General features: G+C 59.8%; 15 protein-coding genes. 3 read left to right on the top strand and 12 right to left on the bottom strand.

All coding sequences use genetic code 11. The annotated features are described in order from the left end of the window. Positions 1 to 136: 136 nt before the first annotated feature. The 3 genes from betA to betI all read right to left on the bottom strand — a co-directional run bounded on the left by betA (position 137) and on the right by betI (position 4,148). Entirely contained in the window at positions 137 to 1,840 is a 1,704-nt protein-coding gene (gene betA, locus GTU76_RS18780) for a choline dehydrogenase (RefSeq protein WP_175555519.1), read from the bottom strand. Between the two features lie 153 nt (positions 1,841 to 1,993). After that, entirely contained in the window at positions 1,994 to 3,466 is a 1,473-nt protein-coding gene (gene betB, locus GTU76_RS18785) for a betaine-aldehyde dehydrogenase (protein WP_093429885.1), read from the bottom strand. 88 nt (positions 3,467 to 3,554) lie between these two features. Next, on the bottom strand, positions 3,555 to 4,148 hold the full coding sequence (gene betI / locus GTU76_RS18790; RefSeq protein WP_007918292.1) for a transcriptional regulator BetI: 594 nt from the start codon (positions 4,146 to 4,148) through the stop codon (positions 3,555 to 3,557). A gap of 429 nt (positions 4,149 to 4,577) precedes the next feature. On the opposite strand from betI, the gene betT reads away from it, so the two are divergent. Then, positions 4,578 to 6,575 (top strand): choline BCCT transporter BetT, encoded by a 1,998-nt coding sequence (gene betT, locus GTU76_RS18795; protein WP_180699306.1) that lies wholly within the window; start codon positions 4,578 to 4,580, stop codon positions 6,573 to 6,575. A gap of 226 nt (positions 6,576 to 6,801) precedes the next feature. Here the strand turns inward: betT and choV are convergent, their stop codons facing one another. From choV to GTU76_RS18810, 3 genes are all read right to left on the bottom strand, one after another. Further along, positions 6,802 to 7,980 carry a choline ABC transporter ATP-binding protein gene (gene choV / locus GTU76_RS18800; RefSeq protein WP_175555517.1) on the bottom strand — a complete coding sequence of 393 codons (1,179 nt, stop codon included), beginning with the start codon at positions 7,978 to 7,980 and terminating at the stop codon, positions 6,802 to 6,804. Continuing rightward, positions 7,977 to 8,822 carry a choline ABC transporter permease subunit gene (gene choW, locus GTU76_RS18805; protein WP_016983941.1) on the bottom strand — a complete coding sequence of 282 codons (846 nt, stop codon included), beginning with the start codon at positions 8,820 to 8,822 and terminating at the stop codon, positions 7,977 to 7,979. Before choW ends, choV begins: the two co-directional genes overlap by 4 nt. Before the next feature lie 66 nt (positions 8,823 to 8,888). Next, entirely contained in the window at positions 8,889 to 9,833 is a 945-nt protein-coding gene (locus GTU76_RS18810; RefSeq protein WP_007918300.1) for a choline ABC transporter substrate-binding protein, read from the bottom strand. Between the two features lie 437 nt (positions 9,834 to 10,270). Between GTU76_RS18810 and GTU76_RS18815 the strand changes: the two genes are divergently transcribed. Together GTU76_RS18815 and gbdR are read left to right on the top strand one after the other, a co-directional pair. Beyond that, positions 10,271 to 11,647 (top strand): L-serine ammonia-lyase, encoded by a 1,377-nt coding sequence (locus GTU76_RS18815; RefSeq protein WP_180699307.1) that lies wholly within the window; start codon positions 10,271 to 10,273, stop codon positions 11,645 to 11,647. 514 nt (positions 11,648 to 12,161) lie between these two features. Further along, positions 12,162 to 13,265 carry a choline metabolism transcriptional regulator GbdR gene (gbdR, locus tag GTU76_RS18820; RefSeq protein WP_007949927.1) on the top strand — a complete coding sequence of 368 codons (1,104 nt, stop codon included), beginning with the start codon at positions 12,162 to 12,164 and terminating at the stop codon, positions 13,263 to 13,265. A gap of 88 nt (positions 13,266 to 13,353) precedes the next feature. Here the strand turns inward: gbdR and GTU76_RS18825 are convergent, their stop codons facing one another. From GTU76_RS18825 to GTU76_RS18850, 6 genes are all read right to left on the bottom strand, one after another. Beyond that, a complete protein-coding gene (locus tag GTU76_RS18825; RefSeq protein WP_016983943.1) occupies positions 13,354 to 13,617 on the bottom strand; it encodes a hypothetical protein in 264 nt (87 codons plus the stop codon). Positions 13,618 to 14,003: 386 nt separating this feature from the next. Further along, on the bottom strand, positions 14,004 to 15,167 hold the full coding sequence (locus tag GTU76_RS18830) for a gamma-butyrobetaine dioxygenase (protein ID WP_180699308.1): 1,164 nt from the start codon (positions 15,165 to 15,167) through the stop codon (positions 14,004 to 14,006). 24 nt (positions 15,168 to 15,191) lie between these two features. Next, positions 15,192 to 15,668: a thioesterase family protein gene (locus GTU76_RS18835; RefSeq protein WP_180699309.1), complete on the bottom strand. Its 477-nt coding sequence runs from the start codon at positions 15,666 to 15,668 to the stop codon at positions 15,192 to 15,194. 338 nt (positions 15,669 to 16,006) lie between these two features. Continuing rightward, on the bottom strand, positions 16,007 to 16,972 hold the full coding sequence (locus GTU76_RS18840; RefSeq protein ID WP_180699310.1) for an L-carnitine dehydrogenase: 966 nt from the start codon (positions 16,970 to 16,972) through the stop codon (positions 16,007 to 16,009). Positions 16,973 to 17,112: 140 nt separating this feature from the next. Further along, positions 17,113 to 18,000 carry a 3-dehydrocarnitine:acetyl-CoA trimethylamine transferase CdhC gene (gene cdhC, locus GTU76_RS18845; RefSeq protein ID WP_016983621.1) on the bottom strand — a complete coding sequence of 296 codons (888 nt, stop codon included), beginning with the start codon at positions 17,998 to 18,000 and terminating at the stop codon, positions 17,113 to 17,115. 108 nt (positions 18,001 to 18,108) lie between these two features. Continuing rightward, positions 18,109 to 19,053, bottom strand: coding sequence for a choline ABC transporter substrate-binding protein (locus tag GTU76_RS18850; RefSeq protein WP_180699311.1), 945 nt, complete (start codon positions 19,051 to 19,053; stop codon positions 18,109 to 18,111). Between the last annotated feature and the right edge of the window lie 65 nt (positions 19,054 to 19,118).

Consider the following 19,118-nt stretch of genomic DNA (forward strand, 5'->3'; position numbering starts at 1 on the left):
GTTACACCGCATCAAGGCTGATCGCGAGCAGGCTCACGCCTACATCGATCTCCAGTGAACACAAACTCTGTGGACACTGGAGATTAACTGTAGGAGTGAGCCTGCTCGCGATCAGCCTTGATGCGGTGTAACTGAATTACTGAGCAGCCGGGGTGATATCACGCATCGGCTTGCCCTTCACCGGCGCATCGCCCGCCACGTAGTACGGCGCGGTGCTACGCGGCAGCGGCTGACGGCCACGGATCTTGTCGGCGATTTTCTCGGCGATCATGATCGTCGGCGCGTTGAGGTTGCCGGTGGTGATGATCGGCATGATCGAGGCATCGACCACACGCAGGCTCTGCATGCCGTGCACGCGACCTTCGCCATCAACTACAGCCATCTCGTCGGTGCCCATCTTGCACGAGCAGGACGGGTGGAACGCGGTTTCGGCGTGCTCGCGGATGAATTTGTCCAGCTGCTCATCGGTTTGCACTTCGATGCCCGGGCTGATTTCGCGACCACGGAAGGCGTCGAGTGCCGGCTGCTGCATGATTTCACGGGTCAGGCGGATGCCGTCGCGGAATTCCTGCCAGTCCTGCTCGGTGGCCATGTAGTTGAACAGGATGCTCGGGTGCTGGCGCGGGTCTTTCGACTTGGCCTGGATGCGACCACGGCTTGGCGAGCGCATGGAACCCATGTGCGCCTGGAAACCGTGCTCTTTCACACCGTTGCTGCCGTTGTAGTTAATCGCTACCGGCAGGAAGTGGTACTGAATGTTCGGCCATTCGAATTCCGGACGCGAACGGATAAAACCGCCGGCTTCGAACTGGTTGCTGGCGCCGATGCCGGTGCCGTTGAACAGCCACTCTGCACCGATGGCCGGCTGGTTGTACCAGAGCAGCGACGGGTACAGCGAAACCGGTTGGGTGCAAGCGTATTGCAGGTACAGCTCAAGGTGATCCTGCAGGTTTTCACCAACGCCTGGCAGGTCGTGAACCACCGGGATGTCGAGCGACTTCAACAGTTCGGCCGGGCCGACACCGGAACGCTGCAGAATCTGCGGCGAAGCGATGGCGCCGGAGCACAGCAGCACTTCTTTACGCGCTTTGGCTTCAACGCGCTCTTCCGCCGAACCGACCAGGTAACGCACGCCAACCGCACGCTTGCCTTCGAACAGAATCTTGTCGGTCAGGGCGTGGGTGACGATGGTCAGGGTCGAACGCTTTTTCGCGGTGTCGAGGTAGCCACGGGCGGTGGAAGCACGACGGCCGTTCGGCGTCACGGTGCGGTCCATCGGGCCGAAGCCTTCCTGCTGGTAACCGTTCAAGTCTTCGGTGCGCGGGTAACCGGCTTGTACGCCGGCTTCAACCATGGCGTGGAACAGCGGGTTGTTGCCAGCCTTCGGCGTGGTCACGCTGACCGGGCCTTCGCCACCGTGGTAATCGTTCGGGCCGATGTCGCGGGTTTCGGCTTTGCGGAAGTACGGCAGGCAGTCGAGGTACGACCAGTTTTCCAGACCAGGCAATTTTGCCCAGCCGTCGTAGTCCATCGCGTTGCCACGGATGTAGCACATGCCGTTGATCAGCGAGGAACCGCCAAGGCCTTTGCCGCGGCCGCATTCCATCCGGCGACCGTCCATGTGTGGCTCTGGATCGGTTTCGTAAGCCCAGTTGTAGCGACGACCTTGCAGCGGGAACGCCAGAGCAGCCGGCATTTGCGTGCGGAAGTCGAGGCGATAGTCAGGGCCGCCTGCTTCGAGCAGCAGAACGGTGACGCCGGCGTCTTCAGTCAGACGGGTCGCCAGGGTGTTACCGGCCGAGCCGGCACCGATGATGATGTAATCGAATTCTTGGGACATTGAATGCACCCTCTTTAGATGTGGTCAGGTCGGGCCTGACGAGTGCTTTGCACTCGATTCGCGAAGAGGTTCGCCCCCACATTGGAATGGGATCTCCTGTGGGAGCGAGCCTGCTCGCGAAGACGGCCTCACGAGCAATACAGGACTCGGGTCTTAGAACACCGAGACGTAATCGCCCAGCTCGACCTGTACCGATTTGATGCGGGTGAAGTTGTTCAGCGAGCTGATGCCGTTCTCACGACCTACACCCGACTGCTTGTAACCGCCAACCGGCATTTTTGCGTCGGACTCGCCCCAGGCGTTGATCCAGCAGATACCGGCTTCCAGTTGATGAATCACGCGGTGCGCGCGGTTCAGGTCTTTGGTGACGATACCGGCGGCCAGGCCGAAGTCGGTGTCGTTGGCGCGGCGGATCACTTCTTCTTCGGTCTCGTAGGAGAGGATCGCCATCACTGGGCCAAAGATTTCTTCACGAACGATGGTCATGTCGTCAGTGCAGTCGGTGAACACGGTCGGTGCCACGAATGCGCCTTTGGCGAATTCACCGTCGGTCAGACGGTCGCCGCCGCACAGTACGCGGGCGCCTTGCTCTTTACCTTTGGCGATGTAACCCAGCACGCTTTCCATGTGTGCGAAGCTGACCAACGGGCCGAAGTTGGTGTTTTCGTCTTCCGGGTTGCCAACGCGGATGCGCGCAACGCGTTCAACGATCTTGGCTTCGAAAGCGGCTTTCAGGTGCGCCGGTACGAACACGCGAGTGCCGTTGGTGCAAACCTGACCGGAGCTGTAGAAGTTGGCCATCATCGCGGTGTCGGCAGCGCGATCGAGATCGGCGTCGTCGCAGATGATCAGCGGGGATTTGCCGCCCAGTTCCATGGTCACGTCTTTCAGCGACGAAGCCGAAGCGCTGGCCATGACCTTCTTGCCGGTGTCGGTGCCGCCGGTGAAGGAGATTTTTTCGATGCGCGGGTGCTCGGTCAGCCAAGTGCCGACTTCACGGCCGCTGCCGGTCAGTACGTTGAACACACCGTTTGGAACGCCGGCTTCTGTGTAGATCTCGGCCAGTTTCAGGGTGGTCAGCGAGGTGACTTCGCTTGGCTTGAAGATCATCGCGTTACCGGCAGCCAGCGCTGGCGCGGATTTCCACAGGGCGATCTGGATCGGGTAGTTCCACGCGCCGATACCGGCAACCACGCCCAGCGGCTCGCGACGGGTGTAGACGAAAGAAGTGTCGCGCAGAGGAATCTGCTCGCCTTCGATCGCTGGCACCAGGCCTGCGTAGTATTCCAGCACGTCAGCACCGGTAACGATGTCGACGTATTTGGTTTCGGAGAAGGATTTACCGGTGTCCAGGGTTTCCAGTGCGGCCAGTTCATCGTTGCGCTCGCGCAGGATGTCGACAGCGCGACGCAGGATGCGCGAACGCTCCATAGCGGTCATCGCGGCCCAGATTTTCTGGCCCTTTTCGGCGCTGACCACGGCGCGCTCGACGTCTTCCTTGGTCGCACGTTGCACTTGGGCGAGGACTTCACCGTTCGCCGGGTTGATGGCTTCGAAGGTGGCATCGCTGCCAGCGTCAGAGTACGCGCCATCGATGTAAAGTTTTTGCAGTTCGAAACGGGCCATAGTGTCCTCGCAAGTGCATTGGTGGTTGGCGTTGACCACCGCGGTGAGGCTGCGGTGGCGTTCAGGGGCCGAGCGTTTTCTGTGTGCTCTAGCTCACCTTCTTGGCCAATTGGAAATCCATGTATTCGTAAGCGATCTGTTGCGCCTGCGCCGTGTCGAAAGCGTCTCCCGACAAAGCGCCGCGCAACCACAAGCCGTCAATCAACGCTGCCAGTCCTCTTGCTGCGCTGCGCGCATCTTCGAGCGACAGCACACGGCGGAACTGGCAGCACAGGTTGGAATACAGACGGTGATCGTTGATCCGCTGCAACCTGTGCAAAGACGGCTGGTGCATGCTGGTGGCCCAGAAGGCCAGCCAGGTTTTCATTGCCGGGCCATTGACCTGGCTGGCGTCGAAGTTGCCTTCGATGATCACCTGCAGATGCGCCCGTGGGCTGTCATCTGCCAGCGCCTGCCGGCGCGCGGTGACGCTCTCGCTGAGGGCGGTCATCAGATACCGCATCGTGGCGGCAATCAGGCCGTTCTTGTCCTGAAAGTAATGACTGATGATGCCATTCGAGACACCGGCCAAACGGGCGATCAGCGCAATGCTGGCGTCCCCCATTCCGACCTGATCGACCGCCTGCAATGTGGCTTCGATCAGTTGTTGGCGGCGGATGGGTTGCATACCGACCTTGGGCATCTTGCACATCTCCTTAGGCCTTCCGAGCGGCGAATCACGCCTATCGGATTGACGGCCAGTCTATTTTGTTTTGATTGAACGTTCAATCAACAAAGAATAAGATCTGCGACAAATCGTCGCTGCCTACAGATTTTTCCTACGTGTAAGTGGCGATAAAACCGACATCCGAAAATGCTCGAAACCTGTATGGGGCATGGCGCGGTTCGCGATTCGATGGACGTGTTGAAAGGGCAAGACGCTCAGGGCCAGGTTTCGGATGAACGTCCGTCCACCTTCGGCCACGAAAGCGATTCGCAGCGCCATTTCGGCAGGTTCGGGCTTTTTTCGGGGTGTCTTTATATCACCCGCCGGTCGGCTGCCAACTAACCGATTGGTCGGGTTCCGTGTTGCCTTGTGTTCTTCTCTCGCACTGCCTGGAGCATTTGTGCCATGAGTTCTGCCTCGCTTATAAAGACCCCGCCCGAGAAGGTGACGGTCAACGGTTGGGTGTTTTACACCTCTACCGCGCTGATTCTGTTGTTGACCGCCATTCTGATTATCGCCCCGCAAGAGGCCGGCAGACTGTTGGGTATCGCTCAGGCCTGGTTGTCGCGCAGCTTCGGCTGGTACTACATGGTGGTAATCGCCGCTTATCTGGTATTTGTCGTCGGCCTGGCGTTTTCCTCGTACGGCAAACTCAAACTGGGCAGCAAGGACGACACCCCGGATTTCAGTTACGGCGCCTGGGCGGGGATGCTGTTCTCGTCGGGTATCGGTATTTCGCTGCTGTACTTCGGCGCGTCCGAGCCACTGGATCACTACTTCAATCCGCCGGAAGGCGCATCGGCCAGCAACCTGGCCGCGCGTCAGGCAGTACAGCTGACGTTCCTGCACTGGGGGCTGCACGGCTGGGCAATCTACGCACTGGTCGGTCTGGCCGTGGCGTACTTTGCTTATCGTCATAACCAGCCGCTGGCACTGCGTTCGGCGCTGTATCCACTGGTGGGCGAGCGTTGGGTCAAAGGCGCGGCCGGTCACGCGGTGGACGGCTTCGGCATGTTCGTGACGCTGCTTGGGCTGGTGACGAACCTGGGGATCGGTTCGCTGCAAGTGTCGTCGGGCCTGGAAAACCTGTTCGGCATGGAACACAGCAACACCAACCTGTTGATCGTAATCATCGTGATGAGCACCGTAGCGACCATCGCTGCCGTGTCCGGCGTGGAAAACGGCATCCGCCGTCTGTCCAACCTGAACATCGTACTGTTCAGTGGTCTGCTGATTTTCGTGCTGCTGTTCGGCCCGACGTTGCACTTGCTCAACGGCTTCGTGCAGAACATCGGTGACTACCTCAATGGCATCGTGCTGAAAACCTTCGACCTTTATGTGTACGAAGGCGACAACGCCAAGTCCGAGCGCTGGATGGGCCTGTGGACCCTGTTCTACTGGGCGTGGTGGATTTCTTGGGCGCCATTCGTAGGCATGTTCATCGCGCGTATCTCCCGTGGTCGTACCGTGCGTGAACTGGTGGCAGGCGTGTTGCTGATTCCGCTGGGCTTCACCTTGGCCTGGCTGTCGATCTTCGGTAACTCGGCACTGGATCTGGTGATGAACCATGGCGCGGTGGAGCTCGGCAAGACGGCGCTGGAACAGCCGTCGATGGCGATCTATCAGTTGCTTGAACACTACCCGGCGTCGAAAGTCGTTATCGGTGTGTCGATCTTCGTTGGCTTCGTGCTGTTCCTGACCCCGGCCGACTCCGGCGCGGTAATGATGGCGAATCTGTCCTGCAAGGGCGGTAACGTCGATGAAGATGCGCCGCACTGGCTGCGGATCTTCTGGTCGGTAGTGATCACCCTGGTGACCATCGGTCTGTTGTTCGCCGGTAACTTCGAAGCCATGCAAACCATGGTGGTGCTGGCCGGTCTGCCGTTCTCGGTGGTGCTGGTGTTCTTCATGTTCGGCTTGCACAAGGCGATGCGCCAGGACGTGCAGATCGAACAGGAGCAGGCGCAACTGGCGGAGCGCGGTCGTCGCGGTTTCAGCGAGCGTCTGACGCAACTGGATCTGCAACCGAGCCAATCGGTGGTGCAGCGCTTTATGGACAAGCAGGTCAGCCCGGCGCTGGAAGATGCCACCGCGCAGATGCGTGCGCAGGGTCTGGAAGTGCAGACGCTGCTGGGTAAATCCAAGCGTTGCATGGGCGTGCGCGTCGAGATGGAAGAGGGCAACCCTTTCGTTTACGAAGTGAGCCTGGACGGCTATCTGGCGACCCCGAGCGAATCGGCGCAGTCCGATGAAGCGCGCCAGCGTTACTACCGCGCCGAGGTGTATCTGCACAACGGCAGCCAGGATTACGACCTGATGGGCTTCACGCAGGATCAGATCACGCGGGATGTGCTCGATCAGTTTGAAAGCCATCGGCAGCTCCTTGGCCGGGTGTACAGCTAAAGTCAAAAGCCCCCTCACCCCAGCCCTCTCCCTAAGGGAGAGGGGGAAAGGGAGCAGATCGGGGGCTTTTCAATACCTGAGTTCGACTCGATTTCTCAGGTCGATGTAGCTTGAAAGTACAACTCGGTAGGTTCCTTCTCCCTCTGGGAGAGGGCTAGGGTGAGGGGCTTTTCCCTGACCCAATAAAAAAGGGATCGCTCACCGCGATCCCTTTTTTTATCCCGCCTTAACCGAGGTTCTTGCCCAACAGCGCGTGATACAACTCGCTGTCGCCCAGGATCCCCACCACATGATTGTTATCGTGCAACACCAGCTTGTTGCCGGTCTGATAACGAATCTGCAACGCATCACGCATGCCGATGTTCGAATCCACCAGCGTCGGCTTGCGCTCCAGGCCCTCGACCGCTTGCCCCGGTGCCCAGTTCTGCAGGTTCAGCACCGAACCATTCTGCCGCGCACCCTTGATGGTGTTGCCTTCGGCCAGGTCCAGCCACGAATCGCCGCCCGGATCGAGACACACCGAGCCGTTGATGCGTTTGCACTTGTCCAGCGTGCGCATCAGGCTGCGACCGCAGAGCACATTGAGCGGATTGGTGTGCGCCACGAACGTCCGCACATAGTCGTCCGCCGGGTTCAGCACAATCTCTTCCGGCACGCTGTACTGGATGATCCGGCCGTCCTTCATGATCGCGATGCGGCTGCCCAGTTTGAGCGCCTCATCAAGGTCGTGACTCACAAACACGATGGTCTTGTTGAGCTTGCGTTGCAGCTCCAGCAGTTCATCCTGCAGACCCTGACGGATCAGCGGGTCGAGTGCCGAGAACGGTTCGTCCATCAATAGAATGTCGGCGTCCATCGCCAGTGCCCGCGCCAGACCGACACGTTGCTGCATGCCGCCGGAGAGTTCGTCAGGCTTCTTGTTGCGCCATTGGGTCAGGCCGACCAGTTCGAGTTTTTCATCGACGAGTTTCTTGCGTTCCTTCTCCGGACGGCCCTGCATTTCCAGACCGAAACTGATGTTCTCGCGCACCGTCAGCCACGGCATCAGGGCGAACTTCTGAAAGACCATGGCGATGCGCTTGGTGCGCATCATTTTCAGCTCGGCCGGGGTGCAGGAGGCGATGTCGATCTGACGGTTTTCATGCTCGACGAACAGCTTGCCGCGACTCACGGTGTTGAGGCCGTTGATACAGCGCAGCAGGCTCGACTTGCCGGAACCGGACAGGCCCATCAGCACGCAGATCTCGCCTTTGTTGATATCCAGCGTGGCTTTTTCCACGCCGACAATCTGTCCGGTCTTCTTCAGGATCTCGTTGCGGGTCATGCCCTGATCCAGCAGCTTGAGTGCCTCGCGCGGATCTTTGGAGAAGATTACGTCAACGTCTTCGAAGCGAATTATGCTCATGCGTCACCCCCTACTTTAGCGTCGGGTTGTTTGCAGATACGGTCGAGCATGATCGCCAGCAGTACGATCGCCAGGCCTGCTTCGAAGCCCAGGGCGATATCAGCAGTGTTCAGTGCGTTGACCACCGGTTTGCCGAGTCCGTCGGCGCCCACCAGTGCCGCGATCACCACCATCGACAACGACAGCATGATGCACTGAGTGATGCCGGCCGCGATGCTCGGCATGGCGTGCGGCAGTTCGATCCGTGAGAGCAATTGGCGACGCGAGCAGCCGAAGGCTTTGCCGGCGTCCATCAGTTCTTGCGGGACATCGCGGATGCCCAGGTAGGTCAGGCGGATCGGCGCAGCGATGGCGAACACCACCGTGGAGATCAGGCCCGGGACCACACCCAGCCCGAAGAGGGTCAGGGTAGGAATGAGGTAAACGAAGGTCGGTACGGTCTGCATCAGATCGAGTACCGGACGCATGACAGTGTAGAACATCGGTTTGTGCGCGGCGACGATGCCCAGCGGCACGCCGATGACCACGCAGACCAAGGTCGCGAACATGACCTGGGCGAGGGTTTCCATGGTTTCCTGCCAGTAGCCCAGATTGAGGATCAGCAGGAAGGAGGCGATCACGAAAGCGGTCAATCCCCATTTGCGCTGGATCAGGTGCGCGAGCAGGGCGATCAGGCCAATCAAGACCAGTGGGTTGAACCAGGTCAGCGCAAACGTCACGCCGTGGATCATCGTTTCCAGTGTCACGGCGATTGCGTCGAAGGTGTTGGCGCCGTGTTGCGTCAACCATTCAACGAAGCCCGCGATGTACTGGCCTAAAGGTATTTTCTGATCAATCAGCATGGTAGTGAACGTCCGCATGCAAGGAAATAAACAGCCCGGGTGGGCGAGCCCACCCGGCATAAGCGATTACTGAAGCTTGGCTTTCACGGCCTCCAGGCCAGGTTTACCGTCAATGGTGGTCACGCCAGCGAGCCAGGTATCGAGCACTTGTGGATTCTTTTTCAGCCAGGCCTTGGCGGCCGCGTCAGGCTTCATCTTGTCGTCGAGGATGTTGCCCATCAGTTCGCTTTCCATGTCGACGGTGAACTCCAGGTTCTTCAGCAACTGACCGACGTTGCTGCATTCCTCGGCGTAACCCTTGCGGGTGTTGGTCGCCACGGTCGCTGCACCGAAATCGGGGCCGAAGAAATCATCGCCACCGGTCAGGTATTGAATCTTGAAGCGCTTGTTCATCGGGTGCGGCGCCCAGCCGAGGAAGACCACCGCTGTGTCGCGTTTCTGCGCACGGTCGACCTGCGAGAGCATGCCCGCTTCCGATGATTCAACCACTTTGAAACCGGCGGTCTTCAGGCCGAAGGCGTCCTTGTCGATCATGCTCTGGATCAGACGGTTGCCGTCGTTGCCAGGCTCGATGCCGTAAATCTTGCCGTCGAGTTCTTTCTTGAATTTGGCGATGTCGGCGAAGTCATGCAGACCTTTGTCATACAGGGCTTGCGGCACGGCGAGGGTGTACTTGGCGCCCTTGAGGTTGGTGCGCACGGTTTCCACGGTGCCGGCATCGCGGTAGGCCTTGATGTCGTTTTCCATGGTCGGCATCCAGTTACCGAGGAACACGTCCATGTTCTTGCCGTCGGCCAGCGACTTGTAGGTCACGGGCACGGAGATCATGGTGGTCTTGGTCTTGTAGCCGAGGGCGTTGAGGACAACGGAGGTGGTGGCGGTGGTCGCGGTGATGTCGGTCCAGCCGACATCGGAGAAGTTAACGGTACTGCATTGCGCCGGTTCTGCAGCTTGCGCCAGTAACGGCAGACTCAGCATGGCGGCCAACAACAACGACGGGGAACCTTTCATGGATGGACTCCTTGGTGTTTTTTTTGGCAGTGTTCCGACTGTGGACCACCGCACTTATAGGTTGCGGTTGGATGGCGTTCTGGAGACAGCTCTGTCACGGCGCCTTGCAATCGAGTCATAACGATCATGTACCAGTGAAAATCTGACGCCTACAGGGGGGGTCGTATCCAGTACAGGGATGGTCGCATCCAGTGTCAGTGACGTCGTTTACAGCTTTTTTCTACCCCGAATGGCCATCTGAACCGCACAAAAACGGCGAAAAACCGGGACGAAAACGGCGCGGCGCTGGTGGACATGAGTGCGTCGGTGTCAGACGCCGTGCGCTCCGACAAAAGCCTGATGATGCGGGCATTCCGGCGGATCTCAGCTTGAGCGTAGCAGCTCCGCCAGCGGGCGCTTTTGCGTTCCGGACCGGCATCTTCAGGAGCTCTGCAGCAATGGCTATCAGTGTTTTCGACCTGTTCAAAATCGGCATCGGCCCTTCCAGTTCCCACACCGTCGGGCCGATGCGCGCGGCGGCGTTGTTCGTCGAGTCGTTAAGGGGCAAGCATCAACTGGAACAGGTGCGGCGGATCGAGGTGCAGCTTTTCGGATCGCTGTCGGCTACCGGTATCGGTCACGGCAGCGACAACGCGGTGATCATGGGTTTGATGGGCGAGTGGCCGGACGCAATCGACCCGTCGCAGATCGGCCCACGTATCCAGGCGCTGCGCGAAACGCACACCCTGCTATTGGATGGTCGCTTGTCGGTGCCGTTTGTCTGGGCACGGGACATGCGCCTGATCGACGAGAACCTGCCATTCCATCCCAATGCGATGACGATTGTTGCCGAGGGCGATCACGGCGAGCTGCATCGCGACACCTACTATTCGGTGGGTGGCGGTTTTGTCGTGGATCAAGCGCAGGCGTCCAGCGGCGTTGTCGATCTGGATCGCACTGAGTTGCCCTACGACTTTTCCAGTGCGGTTGAACTGTTGGAGTTGTGCAAGAAAAACAACCTGCGCGTCGCCGAATTGATGATGGCCAACGAAAAGGTCTGGCGCAGCGAGGAAGAAATCCGCGCTGGGCTAATGAAACTGTGGCGGGCGATGCAGGATTGCGTCGAGCAGGGTTTGAAGCACGAAGGCATCCTGCCGGGCGGATTGAATGTGCGGCGGCGGGCGGCGAAGTTGCATCGCAGCCTTCAGGAATTGGGCAAGCCCAATGTGATCGGCTCGACGTTGAGCGCCATGGAATGGGTCAACCTGTTTGCGCTGGCGGTGAATGAAGAAAACGCGGCGGGCGGGCGCATGGTCACGGCGCCGACCAATGGCGCGGCGGGGATCATTCCGGCGGTGTTGCACTACTTTATGAAGTTCAGCGAAGCGGTGACGGACGCCAACGTGGTCGACTACTTCCTCGGTGCAGCGGCGGTGGGGATTCTGTGCAAGAAGAATGCTTCGATCTCCGGTGCCGAAGTGGGTTGTCAGGGTGAAGTCGGTTCGGCCTGCGCGATGGCGGCGGCGGGGCTGGCGGAGATTCTCGGCGCTACGCCGGAGCAGTTGTGCAACGCGGCGGAGATTGGTCTGGAGCATAACCTCGGGCTGACCTGCGATCCGGTCGGTGGCCTGGTGCAAGTGCCGTGCATCGAGCGCAATGCGATTGCGGCGGTGAAAGCGATCAACGCGGCGCAGATGGCGTTGCGTGGTGATGGTCAGCACTTTATCTCGCTGGATCGGGTGATCCGCACCATGCGCGACACCGGTGCCGACATGCATGACAAATATAAAGAGACCTCGCGTGGTGGATTGGCGGTCAGTGCGGTTGAGTGCTGAGACCGAGTCGCCTCAATCGCGAGCAGGCTCACTCCTACATTTGAAACGCGTTCCCCTGTAGGAGTGAGCCTGCTCGCGATAGCGTCAGACCAGTCAAAACTGCTCACCAAGTGAACACAGACAATAAATCACGCCACCTTTTAGCGCGTCGCAATCAGATAAGAGTCTTTCCCACCTGTTACACGCGCTCAGCCCTTCTACCGTCCGTCACCCGTGCTTGCGGTGACACTCCCCGCAAACTGCGCGCAGGCCAGTTCCCACAAGTGCTACCGATTTGCTCACACACCTCGGGACAGGGCTTTCCCAGCCGCTGATGGCACTTCGAAATACCTTTCGTCGGACGGCTCGTATAGACACGTCGCGACGTCGTTTTCAGGAGTTATTGAACGGCCATCCAATTTTAGGCATGGCAATTGCTCTGTCATAACAAAGCCCGTCTCCCACGCGAGAACGCTGGCAATAACAAGAGCCTCCGCCTGAGGCCATCACCCGCTTTGTGTGAGGAGATACCGCGATGACGTCGTTCAACTCCGGGGCCCAACCCCAGAACCGTGCGCCTCAATCCATCGGCTTTCTGCTGCTGGACAATTTCACGCTGATTTCTCTGGCCTCCGCAGTAGAGCCCCTGCGCATGGCCAACCAATTGTCCGGTCGCGAGCTGTATCGCTGGAGCACCCTCACCGTCGATGGCGGCCAGGTGTGGGCCAGTGACGGTCTGCAAATCACTCCAGACGCCTCCATGCACAAAGCCCCGCCACTGGACACCGTGATTGTCTGCGGCGGCATCGGTATTCAACGCACCGTGACCCGCGAACACGTCTCCTGGCTGCAAAGCCAGGCGCGTCAGTCCAAGCGCCTCGGCGCCGTGTGCACCGGCAGTTGGGCATTGGCCTGCGCTGGCCTGCTCGACGGTTTCGATTGCAGCGTGCACTGGGAATGTCTGGCGGCGATGCAGGAAGCTTTTCCGCGCGTGGCCATGAGCACCCGTTTGTTCACCCTCGACCGTAACCGTTTCACCAGCTCCGGTGGCACCGCGCCGCTGGACATGATGCTGCACCTGATCAGCCGCGATCACGGCCGTGAACTGTCCGCCGCGATCTCGGAAATGTTCGTCTACGAACGCATCCGCAACGAACAGGATCACCAGCGCGTGCCGCTCAAGCACATGCTCGGCACCAACCAGCCGAAGCTGCAGGAAATCGTTGCGCTGATGGAAGCCAACCTCGAAGAGCCGATCGACCTCGACGAACTGGCGGTGTACGTCGCCGTGTCGCGTCGACAGCTGGAGCGGTTGTTCCAGAAATACCTGCACTGCTCGCCGTCGCGTTATTACTTGAAGCTGCGTCTGATCCGCGCCCGGCAACTGCTCAAGCAGACGCCGATGTCGATCATCGAAGTGGCGTCGGTGTGTGGTTTCGTCTCCACGCCGCACTTCTCCAAGTGCTACCGCGAGTACTTCGGCATTCCGCCGCGTGACGAGCGCGTAGGTTCCAACACCACCCAGCAAGTGGCGATGTTGCCACTGCCACAGGCGATCGTGATGTCGCCGCTGTCGGGGCCGATGTCGGCGTTGAGTCAGGCGCGTAATGAGTCGACGTTTGCCAGCGTAAGGCTGTAAGGCAAAAGATCGCAGCCTGCGGCAGCTCCTACAAGGATATGCGTTCCAATGTAGGAGCTGCCGAAGGCTGCGATCTTTTGATCTGCTGTCAGGCGCTATGGCTTTGCTGATAGTCCGCCAATGCCGGCAGTAATTGTTTGTCGATCGCCTGACGCACCGCCGGCTGGATACTGGCGCCGCTGGTGTACATGTCCTTGACCATCTTGCGCAGTTCAAACGCGCGAACATTATCCAGCCCGCGCACCGCGCACTCGCAAGCCTGATCGGCGGTCGTGCCACTGGGTACTTGAATACCCAACGCCTTGAGCTGGCCCAACAAATCTTCCTGATCGATCAAATCGGCATACATCATGACGCGCATCCTTCTTCGGTAACGGAGGTCGTGGCTCGATTCTGGTAGCCCCGCCGGGGCACGGCAAGGGCGTTTTGTCGCAGTGGCTGCGACGGCTATGAACAGGTCGTTTTCGGCTAACTTGCCGCTCAAGGGAGTGGGCACACTGAACTCAGCTTGCAACACGAAGGTTTGGTCACCCTCGCACGGCAGCTCCTCAACAGTACCCTCCTCAGCTCCGATCCTGTCACGGCTTGATCGGAGTTTTTTTTGCCTGTGAATCAGAGAACGGTGTGTTGCTGCTGAAGCCTTAGCGAGCAGGCTCGCTCCCACAGGTGACCGCGTTCATTCAGGGGAATGCGATTAAATGTGGGAGCGAGCCTGCTCGCGAAGAACGATGACGCGGTCTAGCGTTGCAACACCAGAATCCGCGACAACAGCTCATCGCGGTCGATATAGCAGCCTTGGAAGTGCCGCGCCCCGGTGGCCGGGTCAAACGCATTGCGCGCATGCAACGTGCGGCGGTTATCAAAGCACCACAGCTCGCCCGGATTGAGCCGTTGCATCAGCCGAAACCGTGGCTCGCGCGTCATCGCGATAAACCGCCGATACGCCCGATACAACACCGGCATCTTCTCCACTGACGTATCAAATGCCCCACGCAAAAAGTTCGCCATGCGAATTTCCGCCACACGTCCCAGGGCATCCAAAGCAATGATCGGCGCCAGGCAGCGATAGTCGCTATGGCGATCCTTGTTGCGAAACTCCACGGGGATTTCACACAGCGCCTGAAACGCCTTCGGGTCTTCGCTGCGCAACGCATTGGCAATCGCAAAACCATCGACAAAAATGCTCTCGCCACCCTCTGCATCATTTACCAGGCAATGCAGAAATTGCAGCCCCGGTTGCAGCTCGCGGGTCGGCAGATCCGTATGCAACGGCAAATTGAAAGCGGTGTAGGCATTGCTGTCGGCGTCGGCCTTGGACTGTACGTTGAACAGCACGCCGAAGTTGCTTTCACGAATGAAGGAAATACGTTGCGCGATGAGCTTCAGCGAACCGGGTTCGGTGGGCACGCCGCGCACTTGGGTCAGGCCGATGTCGCGTACGGCGAGCAGCCATTGCAGCAGCGCGGCGTTGTCGTTCATCAGTGCCGCGTATTCGAATACCGGGAGTTGCAGATCGCTACGCCAAAGAAAGGGCTTGGGCTTGGCGGCCAGACGTTCGGCGCGGGATTCATCATCGTAGGCATGCGCGCGCAACCAGCCCGGGTCGAAACGGCTGAGATGGCCGTCCTGCCAGTCGATGCGCAGACAGCCATCGGTATCGATGTGCGCGGCTGTCGGTTTCAGATCCTCAGCCGCATCGACAATTTCGAAAACCTGTTCACGGGTGACGTTGTATACGCACTGCTGACACGGGCAGTTATCCCGCAACCAGACAGCGTGAAACGGGCTGATGCGACCGTCAGCCCATTCAATGGCAACGCGATCCGCCAGGGTCTGCACGCCACTGAGCGCGCTGATCAACGGATAAGTACGGAAATCGGCAACAGCGGCAGCGGTGTTCATGGCGGCTCCTTGAGATCGATGGATTTACTTTGCAGGCGGCAGCGCGATGATGCAGCCGATGTAAGCGGGAGCGGGCAGGTCTTTCTGTTCGGCGACGATGCTTTGCAGGCGGCTCAAGGTGTCCGCGCTGAAAGGCGCCGAGCGTGGGCCGGCGAGGTCGACGTGCAGGAGCATCTGTTCGTTGCCGGCCAGTTCCTGATCGTCATCAACCTTGTACAGGCTGTGATAGAGGTGCAGGCGTTTGCTGTCGTGGCCGATGATTTGCGTGCGTACTTCGACCTCGGTGTCGAGCTTCACTTCGTGCAGGTAGTTGAGGTGCAGCTCGAGGGTGAACAGCGAGTGGCCGCTGGCGTCGCGATTGTTGCTGTCCATGCCGAGACGATCCATCAGGGCATCGGTGGCGTAGCTGAAAATCAGCAGGTAGAAGGCGTCGCGCAGGTGGCCGTTGTAGTCGACCCAGTCGGGGATGATTCTGGTTTGGTAGGTGGTGAGGTGTGACATGGTTTGGGTTCCGGCAGTGGGCGGGTCGTTAAGATCAAGAGCTACCCCCTCACCCCAGCCCTCTCCCCCAGGGGGGAGAGGGGGAAAGGGAGCCGATCGGGGGCTATTCAAAACTTGAGTTCGGCTCGATAGATCAAGTCGGCGTAACTCGCATGAGCACCGCGGTCGGTCCCCTCTCCCTCAGGGGGCAGAGAGGGAAAGGGAGCCGATCGGGGGCCTTTCAAAACTTGAATTCGGCTCGGTGGTGCAAGTCGGCGTCACTCGAACAATCAACGCGGTCAGTCCCCTCTCCCTCCGGGAGAGGGTTAGGGTGAGGGCAGCGATGTCATGCCAACCCATCACTCGCTGAACGCCATCCCATGTTTTTCCTTGGTGCTCTTCACCGCCTCAAGCACCGCCAGCAAGCAATCATCACGATAGCGCTCCAGCGCCGAAATACTGTGGCGGCCGAGCTGATCACTGGTGCCATCCACCACATCATCAATCAACTTGTCAGTCAGTTCCGGCGCCGGCAGATACGTCCACGGCAACTGCAACGCCGGGCCGAATTGCGACATGAAGTGGCGCATGCCCGCATCACCCCCAGCCAGCGTGTAAGTCAGGAAAGTCCCCATGAACGACCAGCGCAGACCAGCGCCAAACCGAATCGCATCGTCGATCTCGCCAGTGGTCGCGACACCGTCGTTAACCAAGTGCAACGCCTCGCGCCACAGCGCTTCGAGCAAGCGGTCAGCAATGAAACCCGGCACTTCCTTGCGCACATGCAACGGACGCATGCCGAGAGATTCGTAGACTTTCATCGCTGCCTGAACGGCCTCCGGCGCGGTGTTCTTGCCGCCGACCACTTCCACCAGCGGCAACAGATAAACCGGGTTGAACGGGTGGCCGACCACGCAGCGTTCAGGGTGCGTTGAACTCTCGTAGAACTCACTTGGCAGCAGGCCCGAGGTACTCGAACCGATCAACGCATTCGGCTTGGCCGCTGCACTGATTTTGCTGTGCAGATCGAGCTTCAACTCGAGACGTTCCGGGGCGCTTTCCTGAATGAAATCGGCCTCGCGCACGCACTCCTCGATGGTCGCGACAAAGCGCAGACGATCCTGCGAAGCGCCCGGCGCCAGAGCGTTTTTCTCCAGCGCGCCCCAGGCATTGGCCACGCGTTTGCGCAGCGCCGCTTCCGCGCCCGGTGCCGGGTCCCAGGCGATCACATCCAGGCCGTGGGCGAGGGCGCGAGCCACCCAGCCACTGCCGATGACACCGCTGCCTAGCGCGGCGAAGGTTTTGATTTCGGTGATAAAGCTCATGGTGATTTCCTGAATAATTCGGCGATCAACTGTGGGAGCGAGCTTGCTCGCGAAGGGGGCGGTACATCCGCAGCATCTTCATCAGCAGAGCCATCGCATTCGCGAGCAAGCTCGCTCCCACAGGGTTCGAGGTGGGGCAATTAACCGCGCTGGGTCAGGCCCATTTTTTTGCGGCCTTCGGCAGGGGTCAGCACCCGGGCGCCGAGGCGGCTAAGGATTTCGGTGGCGCGCTCGACCAGTTGGCCATTGGTCGCCAGCACACCTTTGTCCAGCCACAGGTTGTCTTCCAGCCCGACCCGCACGTTGCCGCCGAGCAGCACCGCTTGCGCGGCCATTGGCATCTGCATGCGGCCAATGCCAAACCCGGCCCACACCGCGTCGGCCGGCAGGTTATCGACCATGGCTTTCATGGTGGTGGTATCCGCCGGCGCGCCCCACGGAATACCCAGGCACAGCTGGAACAACGGGTTATCGAGCAGACCTTCCTTGATCATCTGCTTGGCGAACCACAGGTGACCGGTGTCGAAAATCTCCAGCTCGGCCTTCACGCCCAGCTCGGTGATGCGCTTGGCGCCTGCGCGCAGTTGCGCCGGTGTGGAGACATAAATGGTGTCGCCATCACCGAAGTTCAGCGTGCCGCAATCGAGGGTGCAGATTTCCGGCAGCAGCTCTTCAACGTGGGCGAGACGGGTCAGCGGGCCGACCAGATCGGTGTTCGGACCGAACTCCATCGGGTTCTCGCCGGCGCCGATTTCGAGGTCGCCGCCCATGCCGGCGGTGAGGTTGACGATGATGTCGACATCGGCCTCGCGGATGCGCTCCATCACTTCGCGGTACAGCGCCACGTCACGGCTGAACTTGCCAGTCTGCGGATCACGCACATGGCAATGCACGACGGTGGCGCCAGCCTTGGCCGCTTCAACGGCCGCCGCAGCGATTTGTTTCGGGGTGACTGGCACGTGTGGGCTCTTGGCGGTCGTGTCGCCAGCACCGGTGAGTGCGCAGGTGATGATGACGTCGTGGTTCATGGTGCGGTTTCCTTCAGGCGTGATGGGTCTGTCCGCAGCCCTTTTCGGGGCTGCGAAGCGTCGTTCAGTTCCCTCTCCCAACGGAGAGGGATAGGGTGAGGGTGGCGGTTATTTGCTGGTCAGCTGGAGGTTTTCAGCGGCCGGTTTGCCATCGAACGTGGTCACACCTTCCAGCCAGCGCTGCTTGTCTTCCGGGTGATCCTTGAGCCATTGCCTGGCCGATTCGAAAGCGTCCTTGTGATCGAGCAGCGGCTGCATCATCCGGCTCTCGTCTTCGGCGGTGAACGTCAGATTGGTCAACAGACGGCCAACGTTAGGGCACTGCTCGGCGTATTTCGGCGCGGTGACTGTCCACACGGTGGCCATGCCTTCGTTCGGGCCGAGGGCGTCGTCGCTGCCGGTCAGATACGTCATCTGCACGTTGACGTTCATCGGGTGCGGCGCCCAGCCAAAGAAGACCACGGCCTCTTTGCGGCGCACAGCGCGGTCGACGGCGGCGAGCATCCCGGCTTCGCTGGACTCGACCAACTGGAATTTGCCGAGGCCGAACTGGTTCTTGGCGATCATTGCCTTGATCTGCGTGTTGGCGCCCGAACCCGGTTCGATGCCATAGATCTTGCCGCCCAGTTCCTTCTCGAATTTGGCAATGTCGGCGAAGGTTTTCAGGCCCTTGTCTGCCAGGTAAGTCGGCACGGCGAGGGTCGCACGGGCATCTTTCAGGCTTGGCGCTTCGAGGACTTTGACCTGATTGGCGTCGACGAACGGGGTGATGGTCTGGGTCATCAGCGGGTTCCAGTAACCGAGGAACAGGTCCAGGCGCTGATCGCGGATCCCGGCGAAGATGATTTGCTGGGACGCGCTGGTTTGTTTGGTGTTGTAGCCGAGGCCGTCGAGCAGGACCTGGGTCATGGCACTGGTGGCGATCACGTCGGTCCAGTTGACCACGCCCATACGCACGTTCTGGCACGAGGCGGGTTCCGCCGCCATAACGCTGGCGCTCAAGAAAGCGGTACCGCTGAGTGCAAGAACACAGCTGCTGATCAGTCGTTTCATGTCGGGTTCCTCGGCAGGTCGTTTATTGTGAGTTCCGGCATCTGTCGTGCCGGTGATGCAAAGTT

This window comes from Pseudomonas crudilactis, from assembly GCF_013433315.1.
GTDB classification, from domain to species: Bacteria; Pseudomonadota; Gammaproteobacteria; order Pseudomonadales; family Pseudomonadaceae; genus Aquipseudomonas; species Aquipseudomonas crudilactis.